This window comes from Kluyvera sp. 1366, assembly GCF_054823405.1.
This window is the reverse complement of the sequence record NZ_JBTRDW010000004.1, coordinates 378,830-397,554: the sequence shown is the minus strand read 5'-3', so window position 1 is coordinate 397,554 and position 18,725 is coordinate 378,830. Positions and strand designations below refer to the sequence as shown.

Below are 18,725 nucleotides of genomic sequence, written 5' to 3'. Positions count from 1 at the left end.
CATGAAAGGGTTACAACTGAGTGCGGCGTTGATCGCTGCAGGCGTGCTGGCTGGCTGTGCGCCAAAAGGGCCGGAACCGATCTATTACTGGGGCGATTACCAGCAGCAGATCTATAGCTATTACAAAAAAGATAGCGATCCGCAGAAGCAGATCGAAGCGTTGAATCTGGATATTGAAAAAGCCAAATCGGTCAACAAACCGGTCGCGCCGGGCCTGCACGCGCAGCTCGGCCTGCTGTACGCCAAAACCGGTGCTACCGATAAAGCCTTCGGCCAGTTTGCCACCGAGAAGCAGCTGTTCCCGGAATCGGCGCCCTATATGGACTTTCTGATGAAGAAAAAACAAGGAGTTGCCCAGTGAACAAGCTGATTGTGTCTTTGGGCGTGCTGGCCACGCTGCTATTGACCGGCTGCGCGCATAAAAAACCGTACGATTACAGCGCCTTCCGCGCCAGCAAGCCGGCCTCAATTCTGGTGTTGCCTGCGGATAACCGCGCGCCGGATGTGAACGCGGCGAACAGCTTCACCTCGCTGGTGACGCGTCCGCTGGCGGAAGCGGGCTATTACGTGTTCCCGGTGGCGGTGGTGGATGAAACCTTCCAGCAGAACGGATTGACCAACGGCCATGAAATTCAGGCTGTCAGCCCGCAGCGTCTGCATGACATCTTCCACGCCGACAGCGCGCTGTACATTTCAGTGACCGATTACGGCAGCAGCTATCAGGTGATCCAGAGCGTGACCAGGGTGTCGGCGACGGCGCGTCTGGTGGATTTGCGCAGCGGTAAAGAGCTGTGGCAAGGCATTGCCACCGCCAGCGACGCGGAAGATGGCAACAACAATAATGGCGGTATTATTGGCATGTTGGTCTCTGCTGCGATTAAGCAGATTGCCAGCAATGTGTCGGATAAGGCACATACCATCGCCGGTGTGACCAGCGCCCGTCTGCTGGCGCAGAACGAGCAGGGCGGTTTGCTGGCCGGCCCTCGTTATAAGTTGGTGAGTACGCGATAAAAGAACGCAGTGAATCGTAGCGGCGCGAATTATCGCGCCGCTACCAATTGTGCGTTTTTAAGCGAGATCGCCCGGCAACTCCAGCTTGCTGTAACCCAGGCCATTCATCTTGCGGACACGGATCTGCACCGGAATACGCTCCTTCATCGCTTCGACATGGCTGATCACGCCGATGGTTTTGCCGCTGGCGTTGAGGGCATCGAGCGCATCCAGCGCGGTATCCAGCGTCTCGGCATCCAGCGTGCCGAAGCCTTCGTCGAGGAACAGCGATTCGATGCGCGTTTTATGACTCACCAAATCTGACAGCGCTAACGCCAGCGCCAGGCTGACGAGAAAACTCTCGCCGCCCGATAGCGTGCGCGTATCGCGCGTGGCGTCGGCTTGCCAGGTATCAACCACTTCCAGCTCCAGCTCTTCACTGATGCGGCGCTGCAGCAGATAGCGGCCGTGCAGGCGATCGAGCTGACGGTTCGCCAGCCACACCAGATGATCGAGCGTCAGACCTTGTGCGAAGCGGCGGAATTTATCGCCTTTGGCCGAACCCACCAGATCGTTCAGACGGCCCAGCTGCGCCAGTTCCACTTCATCGGTGGCGATTTGCGTCAGCAACGATTGCTGCTGCAAACGCTGTTGTGCATCGCTGTGTAACTGCTGCTGCGCTTCGCCCTGTTGACGGGCATTGTCACGTAACGTCACGCGCAGCTGTTCCAGCTGCTGCTGAATCGTGGCGGCGATCTCGTCGCTAAGTTCCAAAGGCCGCTGCTGCTGATGCGCCGTCCAGCGCTGCATAAGCTGTTCGCTGAGGGTGAGCTGCTGCTGGCGCTGTTGATCGAGCGTCTGCAACTGCTGGCGCAGCTGCTGCACCTCGCGCTCCTCCAGCAGGGCGGCACGCAGCGCGCGCTCATCGTCAAAATCACTCTGCTGCAGCGCGGCGAGGAAGGCGCTTTCTGCGGCGGCAGCGCGCTCACGTAAGGTGTTTTGCTGCGCCGCGATCTGCTCGCACTGGCCATTCAGGCCGTGCAGCAAGCTTTGCGCCTGTTGCCACTGCTGAAGCTGCTGCGCCAGCGCCTGTTCACACTGTTGCAGCGCAACATGCTGCTGCTGCCGGGCTTCTGCCACCTGACGATCGCCAAACAGCTGTTGACGCTGTTGTTGCTGCTGCTGGCGCTGCTGCTGCAAAGCGCTGAGCGTCTGCTGCAGCTCATCCAGCCGCTGCTGTTCACGCGCCAGATTCTGCTGCAGGCTGCTGCGCTCGCTTTCGGCTTTCGCCAGCTGTGGCTGCAACTCGCCGTGTAACCGTTCATTTTCCTGCCATGCGATCCAGCGTTGTTGTAAGGTGCGCAGCCAGCTTTCCCGCTCAGCGACATCTGGCAGGACGAGTTGATGCTGCGTCAGCTGCTGTTCCAGCTGCTGCGCCAGTTGCTGCATGGCGCTGCGTTCGCTGGCCTCGCGCTGGCTGATTTCATCCAGCGTCTGCTGCGTGCTGGCGATCTGCTGCTGCGCCAGCTGCTGCTGATTCTGATGCTGCTGCCACAGCTGCTGCTGTTGCAGATGCGCGTCCTTTGCCTGCTGCAGCGCACGCGCGGCGTTTTCCCGCGTCTGCAGCTGCTGTTGCTGCAACTGTTCCTGCGCATCCTGCTGCTGTTGCCACTGCGCAAAATCGTCCTGCTGCTCCAGCGTGCAGGTAAGTGCCAGCTCACCGCTCAGCGCTTGCCATTGGGTGTTCACCGTCGCCAGCTGCTGATCGTAATCGCTTATCTCCTGCTGCAACGCCTGCTGCTGTTGCAGCGACAGTTTCTGCTGTTCGCCTTTGGCGGTGCCGGACTCTTTTAGCTGCGCCACGCGCGTTTCCAGCGCGCTTAAACGCTGCTGATTGGCACCGGGCTCAAGCTGCTGATATTGCGCAATCGCCGGATGCTGGCAAGAGCCGCACAGCGGGCAGGGCTGATCCGGCTGCAGTTTGGCGCGCTCGTCGGCCAGCTGGGCGATGGTGCGCTCCAGCTCGCAGATTTTGCGCACATCGAGCAGCGCGTGATGTTCCCGTTTGTACTCCTCGCGCAGCGCCTGCAACGTCCGTTCCGCGTCCTGATGCTGCTGCTGGAGCTGCGCCAGTTTCTGCTGACGCTGCAACCGCTGCGGTTGCAGCGCGCGCCACTGCGCGGCGAGCAGGTTAAGCTGCTGGCGCGCAGGGCGTTGGGTTTGATGCTGCGTCAGGGCGTCGCGCAGTTGTGCGCTGCCGATCTCCGCCTCAAGTGAAGTCAGTGCTTGCTCCGCTTGCAGACGCTGCTGCGCGGCCTGCGTTTCGGCTTGCTGCAACGGTTGCGCCGCCTGTTCACGTTGAGCCTGCGCCTGTTGATGCTGCTCCAGCTGGCTGCGCTGCTGTTGGTGCTGTGCGATCAGCTGCGTCAGCGTCTGCTCGCGCTCATCCAGTCGGGCAATCTCCGCCTGCCAGCGCGTTAATTCCGCGCCCCAATCGGCGACAGCGGCTTCGCGGGCACGGAATTCCTGCTGCTGCGCCAGCTGTTGTTGTAAACGTTCACTTACCTGCTGTTGCTGGCTGAGTGCGGTTTGGCTGGATTGCAGCGCCTGTTGCTGCTGCAGATGCAATCGCTGCTGTTCATCCAGCTGCTGCGAGAGGGTGGTGATGCGTTGATCGAGCGGGATAACCTGCTCGGTCAGCAGCGTTTCAAGCTGCTGCTGTTGCTGTAACGCCTGTTCGCGCGCCTGCTGCGCGGCCTGATAATGATTTTCGCCCTGTTGCAGCGCGGTTTTGGCTTGCTGCCGTTGCGCCTGCAGCTGCTGCGATTGCTGTTCCAGCACGCGCAGATCGCCCTGCAACTGTTCGCGCTGCTGCAACTTCTCGCGCAGTTTTTCTGCCGGTTCGGCGCGCGCCAGCCGCTGACGATCGCCATCCGCCTGCTGCCAGGCCTGTTGCGCGGCAAGCAGCGTCTGTTCGGCCTGCTGCTGCTCTTGCGTTAGCTGTTGCTGCTGCACCAGCCATTGCTGCTGATGCTGCGCCAGCGTTAGCTGTTCGCTGAGAATTTTCTCCTGCGCACCAAGTTCTGCCAGCTGCTGCGTCAATTCTGCCCGGCGCGCTTCATCGAGCAGCGACATGCCGCCGGCGCGGGCGCGCAGCGTATCCAGCTCGCTGCGCGCGGTGCGCCAGCGCTCGTAGATCTGCACCGAGATTTGTCCGTAGATTTCGGTGCCGGTCAGCTCTTCCAGCAGCTCGGCGCGTTCGCCGGGTTTGGCATTCAGGAAGGCGGCAAACTGGCCTTGCGACAGCATCATTGAGCGGGTAAAGCGGGCGAAATCGAGCCCCGACAGGGTCTCAATCGCTTTTAGCTTGTCGCCAACTTTATCGGCGATGATCTGATTATCAGCGACGCGCGCCAGCTCGACGCGCGGTGCCTGCAGCTTACCGTCGGCTTGGCCGCGCGCGCGGTTCTGGCTCCAGAAGGCGCGCCAGGCTTCGCCTTTGATCTCAAACTCCACTTCCGCCAGACACTCGGCGGTGTCGCGGGTGATCAGCTCGTTCTGGGTTTGCGACAGCGTGCCGAGGCGCGGCGTCTGATGATAGAGCGCCAGGCAAATCGCATCGAGTAAGGTGGTTTTGCCCGCGCCAGTGGCGCCGGTAATGGCAAACAAGCCGTTGCTGGCAAAGGGCTCACGACGGAAATCGATAAACCATTCGCCGCGCAGCGCATTGAGGTTCTTAAAACGTAGCGTCAAAATTTTCATGCGGATGGATTCTCCAGCGCGGCAAGCTGGGTGCGGAACAGCTGCGTTAACTGCTCGGCCTGCCCGGCATCCAGCTGATCTTCCTGCGCCAGTCGGCGAGCAAACACGTCTTCCACTTTTAGTTCGCTCAGGGTTTCGTTCTCCAGCCGTTCGAGGCTGCGCTGCCGCTGTTCGCGGCTGCGGCGCACCAGCAGCACTTCGACCGGCAGATTTTCGGTGAGCGCTTCAATGCGACGTTGCAGATCGCTGAGATATTCCTGCGTGGTGATCTCAATATCCAGCCAGACTGGCTGTTCGCTGGCGCTCGCGCTGAACTGCGCCAGCTGATGTTCAATCTCCGCCATCGAGCCTTTCAGCATCTGCATCGGCTGGAAGTGCGGGATGGTTAGCGGCGTAACGGTATCGAGCGTGGTGCTGAATTCCAGCAGGAAGACGCTTTTCTCGCGGCCAAGCTCATCAAAACTGAGCGGAATCGGCGAGCCGCTGTAACGAATGTGCTCGCTGTTGGCGATGCGCTGGGCGCGATGGATGTGACCGAGCGCGATGTAATCGGCGGGCGGAAACGCCTGCGCCGGGAAGGCATCCAGCGTGCCGATATAGATGTCGCGCACCGAATCGCTTTTAGTCACGCCAACAGTGGTGAGATGACCGGTGGCGATGATCGGCAGCGTAACGTCCTGCGCATCGCGCTGTGCCTGCGCGGCAGCAAAGCAGTGCTGATAATGCTGCTCGATCGCCTCCAGCAGCGAGATCTGCTTTTCGCGGCCGGATTGGCCAGCCTGGCTACGCAGAATGTCGCGCGGACGCAGATAAGGAATGGCGCACAGCAGCGCGCCCGGCGCGCCATCACGCTGCTTCAGGGTTAACACCTGCTGTTCGCCCTGCGGCGTGGCGCTGGTGATCACCTGCGTATTCAGGCAGGCCAGCAGCTCGCGCGATTCATTCAGCGTCGCCACCGAGTCGTGATTGCCCGCCAGCACCACCAATTGGCAGCCGCTTGGCTGCAGCGCCACCACAAAACGGTTAAACATTTCACGCGCGTAGCTCGGCGGCGAACCGGTATCAAACAGATCGCCGGCGATAATCAGCGCATCCACCTGATGCTGCACAATCTGATCCAGCAGCCAGTCGAGAAACGCCTGATGTTCCCGCGCGCGACTTTTGCTGTAAAAGAACTGACCGAGATGCCAGTCAGCGGTGTGAATGATGCGCATGTTTGCTCCGTGCTCTGTTTAGCGAAGGCGAATTATAACCACTTAAGATCACAAAGAAAAAAAGCAGAATTTTATTGTGACATTTCTGTTTTTTATCTATCTATCTTAGGGCGGTGTTTTCATAAAAGTGTCACAAAACTGACGCATAATGGCGCCGCAAATCCCAGTGACACGGTGTCACACTAGCAGGAGTTACAATGGCTAAGCGCATTTTGGTTGTGGAAGACGAAGCTCCCATCCGTGAAATGTTATGTTTCGTGCTGGAACAGAATGATTACCAGCCTATTGAGGCGGAAGATTATGACAGCGCGATTGGTAAGCTGATCGAACCCTGGCCTGATTTGATTCTGCTGGACTGGATGTTGCCCGGCGGCAGCGGGATTCAGTTTATTAAGCATTTGAAGCGTGAAGCCATGACGCGCGACATTCCGGTGATGATGCTGACGGCGCGTGGTGAAGAGGAAGATCGCGTGCGCGGTCTGGAAGTGGGCGCGGATGATTACATCACTAAGCCATTCTCACCGAAAGAGCTGATGGCGCGTATCAAAGCGGTGATGCGCCGTATTTCGCCGATGGCGGTGGAAGAGGTGATTGAGATGCAGGGCCTGAGCCTGGATCCTTCCTCACATCGCGTGATGTCGGAAACCACGCCGCTGGAGATGGGGCCGACCGAGTATAAATTGCTGCACTTCTTTATGACGCACCCGGAACGCGTTTACAGCCGCGAACAGCTGCTGAACCATGTTTGGGGCACCAATGTGTATGTCGAAGATCGCACCGTCGATGTACATATTCGCCGTTTACGTAAAGCACTGGAATTAACCGGCCACGATCGCATGGTTCAAACCGTGCGCGGAACAGGGTATCGTTTCTCTGCCCGCTACTAAACGTAAACGGAGTGTTTACCGTGCTGGAACGACTCTCCTGGAAGAGATTGTTGACCGAGCTGGCGCTGGTCTGTTTACCTGCGCTGGTGTTGGGTCTGTTGTTCGGATATCTGCCGTGGCTGCTGCTGATTGCGGTGACCGGCGTGATGTTCTGGCACTTCAGAAATCTGATGCGTCTGTCGCACTGGCTGTGGGTCGATCGTTCAATGACGCCGCCCACCGGACGCGGCAGCTGGGAACCGCTGTTTTATGGCCTGTACCAGATGCAATTGCGCAACCGGCGGCGTCGCCGCGAGCTGGGCAATCTGATCAAACGTTTCCGCAGCGGGGCAGAATCGCTGCCGGATGCGGTGGTGCTGACCACCGAAGAGGGCACTATTTTCTGGTGCAACGGCCTGGCGCAGCAGCACCTTGGCTTGCGCTGGCCGGAAGATAACGGTCAGAACATCCTCAATTTGCTGCGTTATCCTGAATTTTCCCGCTATATCCGTCAGCGCAAGTTCGACATGCCGCTGACGCAGATCATCAATAATCAGCGTCATATGGAATTCCGCGTGATGCCTTACAGCGAAGGTCAGTGGCTGATGGTGGCGCGTGATGTCACCCAGATGCACCAGCTGGAAGGCGCGCGACGCAACTTCTTTGCTAACGTCAGTCATGAACTGCGCACGCCGTTAACGGTATTGCAGGGTTATCTGGAAATGATGGACGACTCGGTGATGAACGAGCGCACGCGCAGCAAGGCGTTGCATACCATGCAAGAGCAGACGCGCCGCATGGACAGCCTGGTGAAGCAGTTGTTGACCTTGTCGCGTATCGAAGCGGCGCCAGCCATCGATCTCAAAGAGACGGTGGATGTGCCGGGCATGCTGATGCTGTTGCAGCGTGAAGCGGAAACGCTGAGTCAGGGACGTCACACCATCCATTTCCATACCGATCCGCATCTGAAAGTGTTCGGCAATGATGAGCAGCTACGTAGCGCCATTTCCAATCTGGTCTACAACGCGGTGAATCACACGCCCGATGGCACGCGCATCGACATCAGTTGGCTGCGCACTAAACAAGGCGCGCAGTTTAAGGTGTGTGATGACGGGCCGGGCATTAGCGAGCAGCATCTGCCGCGCCTCACCGAGCGTTTCTATCGCGTGGATAAAGCGCGTTCGCGCGCCACCGGCGGCAGCGGATTGGGGCTGGCGATCGTGAAGCATGCGTTGGGACATCACAACGCGCGGCTGGAGATCGCCAGCGTGCCGCATCAGGAAACCTGTTTCAGCTTCCTGCTGCCGCCACGCTTGATTGTGGCTAACGTGATGCAAGAGCGGGTTAATTAAGGTCGTAGGATCGCTATTCATGGCGCCATACTTATCAGTTAATAAAGCCTTTTTGGTGCGGGCGCTGACACATCTGCTGCGTCACGGGCCGTCCTCGCGCCGCTAGCGCGGTACCTTCGGCTTCCACGTTGTGCCGACGGACCGTTCGCGGATCGGCCTTCCCTGGCCGACCCCGAACTGCCTCGCGCATCCATGCGCGAGGCTCCTGGCCCAACGTAAAAGCCTCAGCGCTGCGAATGGCCCTTTTGCCGCAGCAGACGCGCCAGCGCCTGAAGCGAATGAGTCCTTTTCAACAACACGCACTGAAGCTTATGAGCAGGCCGGGGGCACTTTTGGCCCGGCAATCCGCAGCGCTGAACGAAGCGAGGAAGCCAGGAGAGCCCGCAGGACGCGGGCGAAAGGCGGAGCCGGGACAAGGAAGTCTCGTCTCCGCCGGTCCGTCAGGCAGACGAGCGAAGTGAAGGTACCGCGTAAGCGGCGCGAGGACCGCCGGACCAAAAGTGACACCGGCCTGCGCACTCGTCGTTGGTTTAACTGACAAGCATTACGCCATTCATGGAGACCAATTCCCGCCTCATTAACAACCCATACGCAATGTATTGCGTGATAAATCGCGTCGCTCCAGAATAGGCGTCTTACTGAATCGCGGAATCGCCAATGAAATCGCTGTTGATCTCCCTCTTGCTGCTTTGCTCTGCTTTGGTACACGGCCAACAAACCATGCTAACCGGCAATCTGAGCAGCGTTGGATCGGATACGCTGGGTTATCTGATGACATTATGGGGCGAGGATTTCAGCCGCCAGTCGCCGGGCGTCAACGTTCAGGTGCAGGCGGCGGGATCTTCTACTGCGCCGACCGCGCTGGCGGCAGGTGCTGCCCAGCTGGGCGCGATGAGCCGGCCGATGCAGATCGACGAACGTCAACTTTTTAGCGCGCGCTACGGCTATCCGCCGCTGGCGGTGCCGGTGGCGATGGATGCGCTGGTGGTAGTGGTTAATCAGGACAATCCGCTGTCGCGCATCGCGCCGCAACAACTCGATGCGCTGTTCTCCATCACGCGTCTGTGCGGCGGGCAGCAAGTGCCGCAGCGCTGGGGCGATCTCGGCCTGAGCGAAGGCCAGTGGGCCACGCGCAGCATCCAGCGCTATGGCCGCAACTCGGCGTCGGGAACATGGGGCTTCTTTAAGCAGCAGGCGCTGTGCAAAGGTGATTTCCGTGCTGATGTCGCTGAATTCCCCGGCTCTGCGGCGGTGGTGCAAGCCGTTGCCGCCACGCCCAACAGCATCGGTTATGCCAGTTTTGGCTTTCATCTCAGCGGCGTGAAAATGCTACCGGTGGTCACGGCGAACGGCGACAGCGTGATGCCGGATGCCGAATCGATTCGCAGCGGCCGCTATCCGTGGTCGCGCCCGCTTTATATCTACGTCAACAAAGCCCCCGGCAAACCGCTGCCGCCGCTGGTGAATGCCTTTCTGCATCAGGTGTTATCGCCACAAGGTCAGCGTCGGGTGAGCGAAGCGGGTTATCTGCCGTTGTCAGATAGCCAGATGGCGCAAGCGCGAGCGGCAATTGAGGGAAATTGAAGAACGTGCATCTGAACATGAAATAGTTTCATGTAAGCTGAATTTTCTTCCGTTGCCGAAAGGGTAACAGCGTGGCATTCTTTGTGGACATATAGCCGTCCAGATGGCTGAGATAACCCAGCGAAATTATACCCTGACGCAACTATGCGCTCAGCCAGGAGATAAAATGCCACGTCATAACCCGTTCCGCGCCGATACCGTCGGCAGTTTTCTGCGTCCCGCAGCCATCAAGCAGGCGCGTGTGCAGTTTGCCAATGGCGAAATCAACGCTGAGCAGCTGCGTCAGATTGAAGATCGCGAAATCCGCCATGTTGTGGAGCAGCAGCGTGCCAATGGCCTGCAGATCGTTACCGATGGTGAATTCCGTCGCGCTTGGTGGCACTTCGATTTCTTTGGCGATTTGCACGGCGTCGAGCTGTTCGAAGCGGAGCAAGGCATTCAGTTCAACGGCGTGCAGACCAAAGCGCACGGCGTGAAAGTCACTGGTAAAGTGGCTTTTAATCCTCAACACCCGATGCTGGATCACTTCCGCTTCCTGCAAAGCGTGGCGGGCGATGCGGTTGCCAAGATGACCATTCCCAGCCCAAGCGTGCTGCACTTCCGCGGTGGCCGTAAGGTGATCGATGCCACGGTGTATCCCGATCTGAAAGAGTACTTCGCCGATCTGGCGCAGACCTACAAAGACGCCATCAAAGCGTTTTATGCGGCTGGCTGCCGTTATCTGCAGCTGGATGACACGGTGTGGGCTTATCTGTGCTCAACCGAACAGCAGCAGCAGATCCGCGAGCGTGGTGAAGATCCACAGGAACTGGCGCGCATTTATGCTGAAGTGCTGAATACTGCACTGGAAGGTAAGCCAGAGGATCTGACCGTTGGGCTGCATGTGTGTCGCGGCAACTTCCGCTCAACCTGGATTTCCGAAGGTGGCTATGAGCCGGTCGCCGAAGTGCTGTTTGGCGGCGTAAATATCGATGCTTTCTACCTTGAGTATGACAACGAACGTTCAGGTGGTTTCGAGCCGCTGCGCTTCCTCAAGCCGGGTCATCAGCAAGTGGTGCTGGGTTTGATCACCACCAAAACCGGCGAGCTGGAGGATGCGCAGCAGGTGAAAGCGCGTTTGCAGGAAGCAGCACAGTTCGTGAGTCTTGATCAAATCTGCCTCAGCCCGCAGTGTGGCTTTGCCTCAACCGAAGAGGGCAACAGCCTGAGCGAAGAGCAGCAGTGGCAGAAGATTCGTCTGGTGGTCGATATAGCAAGAACAGTCTGGTAATGCTGTAAAGTTAGCCAAACAGGCGCGTAAATCGCGCCTTTTGTGCATCTGTAGGCTGATTTATGCAAAGAGATCTCTCGCATCGAGGAAACATTTAGCAAATCATCTGAGGTGTTTTGCCGCTATTCCACCGTGATTCACTGCTTTCTTCCACTATCTTGTTATATCCTTCTGGTTTTTCGATCCTGTATTGCCTTTCTTCGCTATAAACGTTCTAATTTGCGCCGTTGTCGATTTATCCCTCTGCGAACAGAAGAAAAGTAGATTAAATCACCTGCGCTTTAACGATTAGTCCCGCATAACACGCTGGTCTTGCCTGATAAGCCCTTGTTTTAGCGCATCCAGAGGACAACACGAACTCAACTTCCACCGCAACATCAGCTACAGGCAGTACAGAAGTTTATGACACATCGTTTAACCTCCAAGGATATCCTGGCGCTGGGCTTCATGACGTTTGCCCTGTTCGTTGGCGCAGGAAATATCATCTTCCCACCGATGGTGGGGATTCAGTCTGGCGAACACGTTTGGATTGCGGCTTTCGGCTTCCTGATTACGGCTGTTGGCTTACCGGTGATCACCGTCATCGCGCTGGCGCGTGTGGGCGGTGGCATTGATGCGCTGAGCTCGCCGATTGGTAAAGCCGCAGGCTTGCTGCTGGCGACCGTGTGTTACCTGGCTGTTGGCCCGCTGTTTGCCACGCCGCGTACCGCCACCGTTTCCTTTGCCGTAGGTATTGCACCGCTGACCGGCGACGGCACGCTGCCGCTGTTCATTTACAGCCTGATTTACTTCGCGCTGGTGATTGGCATCTCACTGTATCCGGGCAAACTGCTGGATACCGTCGGCCACTTCCTCGCTCCGCTGAAAATTCTGGCGCTGATTGTGCTCGGCGTTGCCGTGCTGATCTGGCCGGCCGGTGGCGTTTCGCCGGGCACCGAAGAGTATCAGCGTGCCGCCTTCTCCAGCGGTTTCGTTAATGGTTATCTGACCATGGATACGCTGGGAGCGCTGGTGTTCGGTATCGTCATCGTCAATGCGGCGCGCTCACGCGGTGTTGAAGATGCCAAACTGCTGACGCGCTACACCATGCTGGCGGGCATCATCGCCGGTATCGGTTTGACGCTGATTTACCTGACGCTGTTCAAACTCGGTAACGATAGCGGCGCATTGGTGGCGCAAAGCGCGAACGGTGCTGAGATTCTGCATGCTTACGTGCAGCAGACCTTCGGCGGCATGGGCAGCTTCTTCCTTGCGGCACTGATCTTCGTCGCCTGCATGGTGACGGCGGTGGGCCTGACCTGCGCCTGTGCAGAATTCTTTGCGCAATATGTTCCGCTGTCGTATAAAACGCTGGTATTTATTCTGGGTCTGTTCTCGATGGTGGTGTCGAATCTCGGTCTGAGCCATCTGATTCAGATTTCGATTCCGGTGCTGACGGCGATTTATCCGCCATGCATCGTGCTGGTGGTGCTGAGCTTCACGCTGAAGTTCTGGAACAAAAGTTCGCGTATTATCGCGCCGACCATGCTGGTAAGCCTGCTGTTCGGTATCGTTGATGCCATCAAAACCACCAGCTTTAAATATGTGTTGCCGCTGTTCAGTCAGCATTTGCCGCTGGCCGATCAGGGACTTTCCTGGTTGCCGCCATCGCTGGCGATGCTGGTGATTGCCGCGGTAGTTGATCGGGCAAAAGGACGTGAGCAGGTCGCGGTTCATCAGTAAGCGACATTGCTGTTAATTCCAACCACGGGCTTGCCCGTGGTTTTTCATTTTCAAGGTACTGAGTGTTATGCAAGAAACCAATAAGCTCAAACGCGGACTGAGCACGCGCCACATTCGCTTTATGGCGCTGGGATCGGCGATTGGCACCGGGCTGTTTTACGGCTCGGCAGATGCCATCAAAATGGCGGGTCCAAGCGTGCTGCTGGCGTACATCATCGGCGGTGCGGTGGCGTACATCATCATGCGTGCGTTGGGGGAAATGTCGGTCAACAACCCGCAGGCCAGCTCATTCTCGCGCTATGCGCAGGATTATCTTGGCCCGCTGGCCGGATACATCACCGGCTGGACCTACTGTTTTGAAATCCTGATTGTGGCGATTGCCGACGTAACGGCTTTTGGTATCTACATGGGCGTGTGGTTCCCCGATGTGCCGCACTGGATTTGGGTGCTGAGCGTGGTGCTGATTATCGGCGCCATCAACCTGATGAGCGTGAAAGTCTTTGGCGAAGTGGAGTTCTGGTTCTCCTTTTTCAAAGTCGCCACCATCATCATCATGATTCTCGCCGGCTTCGGCATGATTTTCTGGGGCATCGGCAACGGCGGCCAGCCGACCGGCATTCACAATCTGTGGACCAACGGCGGCTTCTTCGCGCACGGCATTGTCGGCATGCTGCTGTCACTGCAGATGGTGATGTTTGCCTACGGCGGCATTGAGATTATCGGGATTACTGCCGGTGAAGCGGAAGATCCGAAGACCTCGATTCCACGCGCCATCAACTCCGTACCGATGCGTATTCTGGTATTCTACGTTGGTACGCTGTTCGTCATCATGTCGATTTATCCATGGAATCAGGTGGGCACTTCTGGCAGTCCGTTCGTGCTGACCTTCCAGCATTTGGGTATTGCGGCGGCGGCATCAATTCTTAACTTCGTGGTGCTGACGGCGTCGCTGTCGGCGATTAACAGCGATGTGTTTGGCGTGGGGCGTATGCTGCACGGCATGGCGCAACAGGGCCACGCACCGAAGGTATTCCAGAAGGTTTCGAATCGCGGAATTCCGTGGGTGACCGTTTTGGTGATGATGCTGGCGATGCTGATTGCGGTGTATCTCAACTACCTGATGCCAGAGAAAGTCTTCCTGGTGATCGCCTCGCTGGCGACCTTTGCTACCGTTTGGGTGTGGATCATGATTCTGCTGTCGCAGATCGCCTTCCGCCGCAAGATTGGCAAAGAGCAAGCCGGTAAGCTTGATTTTGCCATGCCGGGCGGTAGCGCTACCGCATGGTTCGGCGTGCTGTTCCTGGCCTTCATTATTGGGCTGATTGGTTACTTCCCGGATACGCGCGTGTCGCTGTACGTTGGTTTTGCGTGGATTGCGCTGCTATTACTGGCGTGGCCGCTAGTGAAAAAGCGTAAAAGCTGATGATATTGTAAGGTCGCCATTGATGGCGACCTTTTTTATCGATGACGATTAAAAATAATATTAAAAAATAATCACGCCATCCCGAAATAATAAAATGCCGAAAAATATCTCGGCGCATCCTGGCGCCGAAAAAGAACAACAAAAAAGGAGAAAATAAGTATTACTAAGGGATGTTTGACTTGCGCAGCATATCGTATTTTTATTGATGCCGGGATGTTTAAGAAAAAAAGAGAAAATTCTCACTTCGGAATAGAATATTACTTACAGCGCGCTTAAGTAATTTTGCATGAAGGTTAAGTTCGCATAAATTAACGAACTTAACCGATTACGGAAATTATAACGATAAATGCCCAGGCAGCAGCGCTTTCAGCTGCGGATAAATCACCGCATTAGCCAGCAGCACCGGATTGCCGTTCTGCAAGCCGTGATTAGCCAGATAATCGTTGGTAATGCCGCCCGCTTCGCGCATCAGCACAATGCCCGGCAAGCCATCCCACGGATTCATATGCGCTTCGTAGTAACCAATTAAGCGACCGGCCGCCGCCCATGCGCTCATCAACGCCCCCGAGCCATTGCGGATAAACATGCCGCCCTGCGCCAGTAATGCGCTGATAAAAGTGGTCAGCGGTTCAATCGGTTGGCTGTTGGAGCTGCTCAGACCAAGCAATCCCTGATCAAGCTGCTGCGCGCTGTGCGCCTGGATGCGCTTATCATTAACCCATGCACCTTTGCCGCGGCAGGCGTGAAAGGTTTCATGATGATTGGGATCGCACACCACACCAATCACCGCTTCGTTTTCACAAACGATCGCCAGCGATACGCACCAGTTGTGCAAGCCGTTAAGAAAGCTGCTGGTGCCATCAATCGGATCGAGCACCCAGATAAAGCGTGCGCCAGCAGTATTGCCGCCGCTCTCTTCACCCAACACCGCATCGTCAGGAAAGCGTTCGTGGATCAGATGCTTGACCAAGGCCTCAACGTTGCGATCGGCTTCGCTGACCACATCCTGCAGATCTTTCTTATGCTCAACCACTAATTGATGACGTTGCTGATACCAGGATAGAGCCCGGCTGGCGGCGGTTTTGGCAACATCACAGGCGAAATGATAACGTGCGTCGAGTTCGGTAAGCGAAGCTGATGACATCTTTCCCTCTTATGATTTTCAGGCTGGCGAAGCAACAACAGACGCCAAAAATGGCGTATTGGCTGTGTGACGAAGTTAACAAAAGTTAAGAAAGGCTTCATTAAGCCGCAGATGGCTGCGCGTGACAAGAGGGGGAAAAGCCCGCCAGTGAAATTTTTCTTCTTACTGGCGGGTAATACGGGATGAAGCCTTAATGGCGGGTTCTTACGCCAATTTGACGCATGTCATTACCGGTTGGCGATTGATGGACGCGCAGACCAAAAGTAGGTAGCACCGCGTAAATATGGTCAAAGATATCCGCTTGAATATTCTCGTACTCTTTCCACACCGTGGTGTTGGTGAACACATACACTTCCAGCGGCAAACCGTTTTCACCTGGCGCTAACTGCCGCACCATTAACGTCATCTCCTGATGAATACGCGGATGCTGCTCCAGCCAGCTCTGCAGCCAGACGCGGAAGGTACCGATATTCGTCAGGCGGCGACCGTTGAGTGGCGAATCTAAATCACAGCCCAGTTGCGCATTCCATGCGGCCACTTCTTCGCTTTTGCTATCCAGATACGGTGCCAGCAGATGCGCACTTTTCAGCTGCTGCATCATGGCATCATCAAGGAAGCCAATACTGGTGGTATCAATATGAATGCTGCGCTTAATGCGACGCCCACCGGATTCCGACATACCGCGCCAGTTTTTAAAGGAGTCGGAAATTAAGGCGTAAGCGGGAATGGTAACAATGGTGTTATCCCAGTTGCGCACTTTTACCGTGGTTAAAGAAATATCGATGACCGCACCGTCCGCGCCATATTTCGGCATTTCCAGCCAGTCATTCATTTTCAGCATATTATTGGCCGCCAACTGAATACCGGCCACCAGACCCAGAATTGGATCTTTAAATACCAGCATCAGCACCGCGGTCATGGCACCGAGACCGGTGATCAATACGCCGGGCGATTTACCCAACAGCAGCGAAATAATCATGATTACCATTAAAATGGCGGCGATCAATTTCACGCTCTGGATAATACCGCGCAGCGGTAATTGCTGTGCCAGCATGCTGTTCGCGCTGAGCTGCTGCAGTAAATCCAGCAAGGAGAACAACATCAGCAGGGCGAAGATCATCATCCACAGCTGGGCGAAAATCAGCAGCGCTGCATAGATCTGAGCACTGTCGTGCAGGAAGAGTTCAGTCTGTAATTTGAATAGCACACCTTGCATCAGCCAGACGCTGCGGCTAAACAGGCGACTGTTAATCAGCGCTTTTGGCCACTGACGGCTACTTTTCTCGGTGTATCGACGCAGCAGCGGCAAGATAGCGCGGTGCAGAATGGCGTGAGTAAGCAGTGAGATGGCAAAGATAATGGCAATCACTATCCCCAATGCCAGGATGTGCGTGTAGCTAAGACCGGCTTCTGCGAGCCGGTTGGCAATAAGATGCTGCATGAGATTTCCCTGAGTGTGACGAAGATTAAGGTCACGCAGGGTAGGTGATGGGAAATTTCCCGTCCAACAGACGGGTCTTGAATTACCTAATATTACAATTCCTGCGCGCGCGCGGCGGCCATTAAGCGCGGATAAAACTGGAAGAACAGCGGCTCAAGTTGCTCGTAGTGATCAACAAAATCCTGATAGGAGTCGCGCAGCGCGGCTAAGCGCGGACGGCGATGCGCCATGCCGTTGAGCACGCGTGCCAGCCGCGTTGGTTCGGCATAGTGCTCAAACCAGCGTTCGCGCCACATCACTGCGTTCAGCTCAATGAAACCTTCCGGCGTGCCCGCCAGTTGCGGCACGATGTTTTGTTCAGCCGCCGCGGTAAATGCCACCAGCGACTGCGTTGGGTGGAATTTATCCCAGTGCAGCGCGAGGAAGTGGTCCCAAATCACGTCCAGCGTGATGGGGGCCACGCGGCGCGTTTCCGGACGAAATAGCGCACGCGCAATCCGCACTTCGGGCAGGTTATCGGTCAGGACGTCGAGGCGACGATGCATGGCAATGCCATCCACCACCGGCGCAGGCCATTGTGATTGCACGTTGCCGCGCACGAAATCGGCCATGAGATTGCCCAGCAGAGAGCTGTTAGCCAGCTGCGCCAGGTGAAGGTGAGCGAGAAAGTTCATGGCGCATTATATACACGTCATACTTCAAGTTACAGGTGCGTGAGCTACTCTCGTTTGCCGCCTGCCTGCACCTCGAATTATTTTGTGTATTCGCAGAATCACAGAAGCGCAGCCAGTTGTTCAGAATTTGCCGCTTTTCCGCTAGACTATGCCGCCTGATTTTAAGTCCTGAAGAAGTGAAGCATGCGCGTAGCCGATTTTACCTTTGAGTTGCCAGAATCCTTAATCGCCCACTATCCGCAGGCGCAGCGAAGCGGTTGCCGCTTGCTGTCGCTGGATGGTCCAAGCGGCGCGTTAAGCCACGGCGTATTTACAGACGTGATGGATAAGCTCAATCCGGGCGATCTGCTGGTGTTCAACAACACCCGCGTGATTCCGGCGCGCGTCTTTGGGCGTAAAGCCAGCGGCGGCAAAATCGAGATGCTGGTTGAGCGCATGCTGGACGATAAGCGCGTGCTGGCGCACGTGCGCGCCTCCAAAGCGCCCAAGCCGGGCGCAGCGCTGCTGCTGGGCGATGACGAAAGTGTCAAAGCCACGATGGTGGCGCGCCATGACACACTGTTTGAGATCGCCTTCGAAGACGATCGCGCGGTGCTGGATATTCTCAACAGCGTCGGCCATATGCCGCTGCCGCCGTATATTGATCGTCCGGATGAAGATGCTGACCGTGAGCTGTACCAGACCGTGTACGGCGTGCGTCCCGGCGCCGTCGCCGCACCGACCGCCGGTTTGCACTTTGACGAGCCGCTGCTGGAAGCGCTGAAAGCTAAAGGCGTCGAGATGGCGTTTGTCACGCTGCACGTCGGTGCCGGGACTTTCCAGCCGGTGCGCGTTGAAACCATCGAGGATCACATCATGCATGCCGAATACGCGGAAGTGCCGCAGGATGTGGTGGATGCGGTGCTGGCGTGTAAAGCACGCGGCAACAAAGTGGTCGCCGTGGGCACCACCTCAGTACGTTCGCTGGAGAGCGCCGCGAAGGCCAGCCAGGATGCGCTGATTGCACCCTTCTTCGATGACACACAGATTTTCATCTATCCCGGCTATCACTATCAGGTGATCGATGCGCTGATCACCAACTTCCATCTGCCGGAATCGACCCTGATTATGCTGGTTTCGGCCTTTGCTGGTTATCAGCACACCATGGCGGCTTATCACAGCGCGGTGGCAGAGCAGTACCGTTTCTTTAGCTACGGGGATGCGATGTACATCACCCGTAATCCACAAGCGCCTGACGAAAGCGTCGGCGCATAATTGAATCAGACTGTTTCTCTGATCAGAGG

14 protein-coding genes are annotated in these 18,725 nt (G+C 56.7%); 9 read left to right on the top strand and 5 right to left on the bottom strand.

The genetic code is table 11. The annotated features are described in order from the left end of the window. Position 1: 1 nt before the first annotated feature. On the top strand, positions 2-361 hold the full coding sequence (locus tag ACVLVH_RS11230) for a DUF4810 domain-containing protein (RefSeq protein ID WP_101762458.1): 360 nt from the start codon (positions 2-4) through the stop codon (positions 359-361). Beyond that, positions 358-1,011: a DUF799 domain-containing protein gene (locus ACVLVH_RS11225; protein ID WP_101762457.1), complete on the top strand. Its 654-nt coding sequence runs from the start codon at positions 358-360 to the stop codon at positions 1,009-1,011. The genes ACVLVH_RS11230 and ACVLVH_RS11225 overlap by 4 nt, the downstream gene beginning before the upstream one ends. Positions 1,012-1,068: 57 nt before the next feature. On the opposite strand, the gene ACVLVH_RS11220 is transcribed toward ACVLVH_RS11225, so the two are convergent. Both ACVLVH_RS11220 and sbcD read right to left on the bottom strand, forming a co-directional pair. Continuing rightward, positions 1,069-4,752 (bottom strand): AAA family ATPase, encoded by a 3,684-nt coding sequence (locus ACVLVH_RS11220; protein WP_498949409.1) that lies wholly within the window; start codon positions 4,750-4,752, stop codon positions 1,069-1,071. Next, complete coding sequence (sbcD, locus tag ACVLVH_RS11215) at positions 4,749-5,966, bottom strand: exonuclease subunit SbcD (protein ID WP_110867760.1); 1,218 nt, start codon at positions 5,964-5,966, stop codon at positions 4,749-4,751. The genes ACVLVH_RS11220 and sbcD overlap by 4 nt, the downstream gene beginning before the upstream one ends. Positions 5,967-6,163: 197 nt before the next feature. Between sbcD and phoB the strand changes: the two genes are divergently transcribed. The 6 genes from phoB (at position 6,164) to proY (ending at position 14,183) form a co-directional block, all read left to right on the top strand. Further along, positions 6,164-6,853, top strand: coding sequence for a phosphate response regulator transcription factor PhoB (gene phoB, locus ACVLVH_RS11210; protein WP_007887040.1), 690 nt, complete (start codon positions 6,164-6,166; stop codon positions 6,851-6,853). Positions 6,854-6,873: 20 nt separating this feature from the next. Further along, the gene (gene phoR / locus ACVLVH_RS11205; RefSeq protein WP_498949407.1) at positions 6,874-8,184 is read left to right on the top strand and encodes a phosphate regulon sensor histidine kinase PhoR; all 1,311 of its coding nucleotides are present in this window, start codon (positions 6,874-6,876) and stop codon (positions 8,182-8,184) included. Between the two features lie 657 nt (positions 8,185-8,841). Continuing rightward, positions 8,842-9,768 (top strand): PstS family phosphate ABC transporter substrate-binding protein, encoded by a 927-nt coding sequence (locus ACVLVH_RS11200; RefSeq protein ID WP_498949406.1) that lies wholly within the window; start codon positions 8,842-8,844, stop codon positions 9,766-9,768. 166 nt (positions 9,769-9,934) lie between these two features. Continuing rightward, positions 9,935-11,038, top strand: a complete 1,104-nt coding sequence (locus tag ACVLVH_RS11195) for a cobalamin-independent methionine synthase II family protein (RefSeq protein WP_498949405.1) — start codon at positions 9,935-9,937, stop codon at positions 11,036-11,038. 402 nt (positions 11,039-11,440) lie between these two features. After that, complete coding sequence (gene brnQ / locus ACVLVH_RS11190; protein ID WP_498949403.1) at positions 11,441-12,760, top strand: branched-chain amino acid transport system II carrier protein; 1,320 nt, start codon at positions 11,441-11,443, stop codon at positions 12,758-12,760. A gap of 67 nt (positions 12,761-12,827) precedes the next feature. Beyond that, positions 12,828-14,183 (top strand): proline-specific permease ProY, encoded by a 1,356-nt coding sequence (gene proY, locus ACVLVH_RS11185; RefSeq protein ID WP_101762450.1) that lies wholly within the window; start codon positions 12,828-12,830, stop codon positions 14,181-14,183. A gap of 334 nt (positions 14,184-14,517) precedes the next feature. Here the strand turns inward: proY and ACVLVH_RS11180 are convergent, their stop codons facing one another. The 3 genes from ACVLVH_RS11180 to ACVLVH_RS11170 form a co-directional block, all read right to left on the bottom strand. Next, positions 14,518-15,327, bottom strand: coding sequence for an inositol monophosphatase family protein (locus tag ACVLVH_RS11180; protein ID WP_101762449.1), 810 nt, complete (start codon positions 15,325-15,327; stop codon positions 14,518-14,520). A gap of 190 nt (positions 15,328-15,517) precedes the next feature. Then, positions 15,518-16,768, bottom strand: coding sequence for a mechanosensitive ion channel family protein (locus ACVLVH_RS11175; protein ID WP_192236718.1), 1,251 nt, complete (start codon positions 16,766-16,768; stop codon positions 15,518-15,520). A gap of 92 nt (positions 16,769-16,860) precedes the next feature. Further along, positions 16,861-17,442, bottom strand: coding sequence for an ACP phosphodiesterase (locus ACVLVH_RS11170; RefSeq protein ID WP_101762447.1), 582 nt, complete (start codon positions 17,440-17,442; stop codon positions 16,861-16,863). 183 nt (positions 17,443-17,625) lie between these two features. On the opposite strand from ACVLVH_RS11170, the gene queA reads away from it, so the two are divergent. Next, the gene (gene queA / locus ACVLVH_RS11165; RefSeq protein ID WP_210081249.1) at positions 17,626-18,696 is read left to right on the top strand and encodes a tRNA preQ1(34) S-adenosylmethionine ribosyltransferase-isomerase QueA; all 1,071 of its coding nucleotides are present in this window, start codon (positions 17,626-17,628) and stop codon (positions 18,694-18,696) included. The last annotated feature ends 29 nt before the right edge of the window (positions 18,697-18,725 follow it).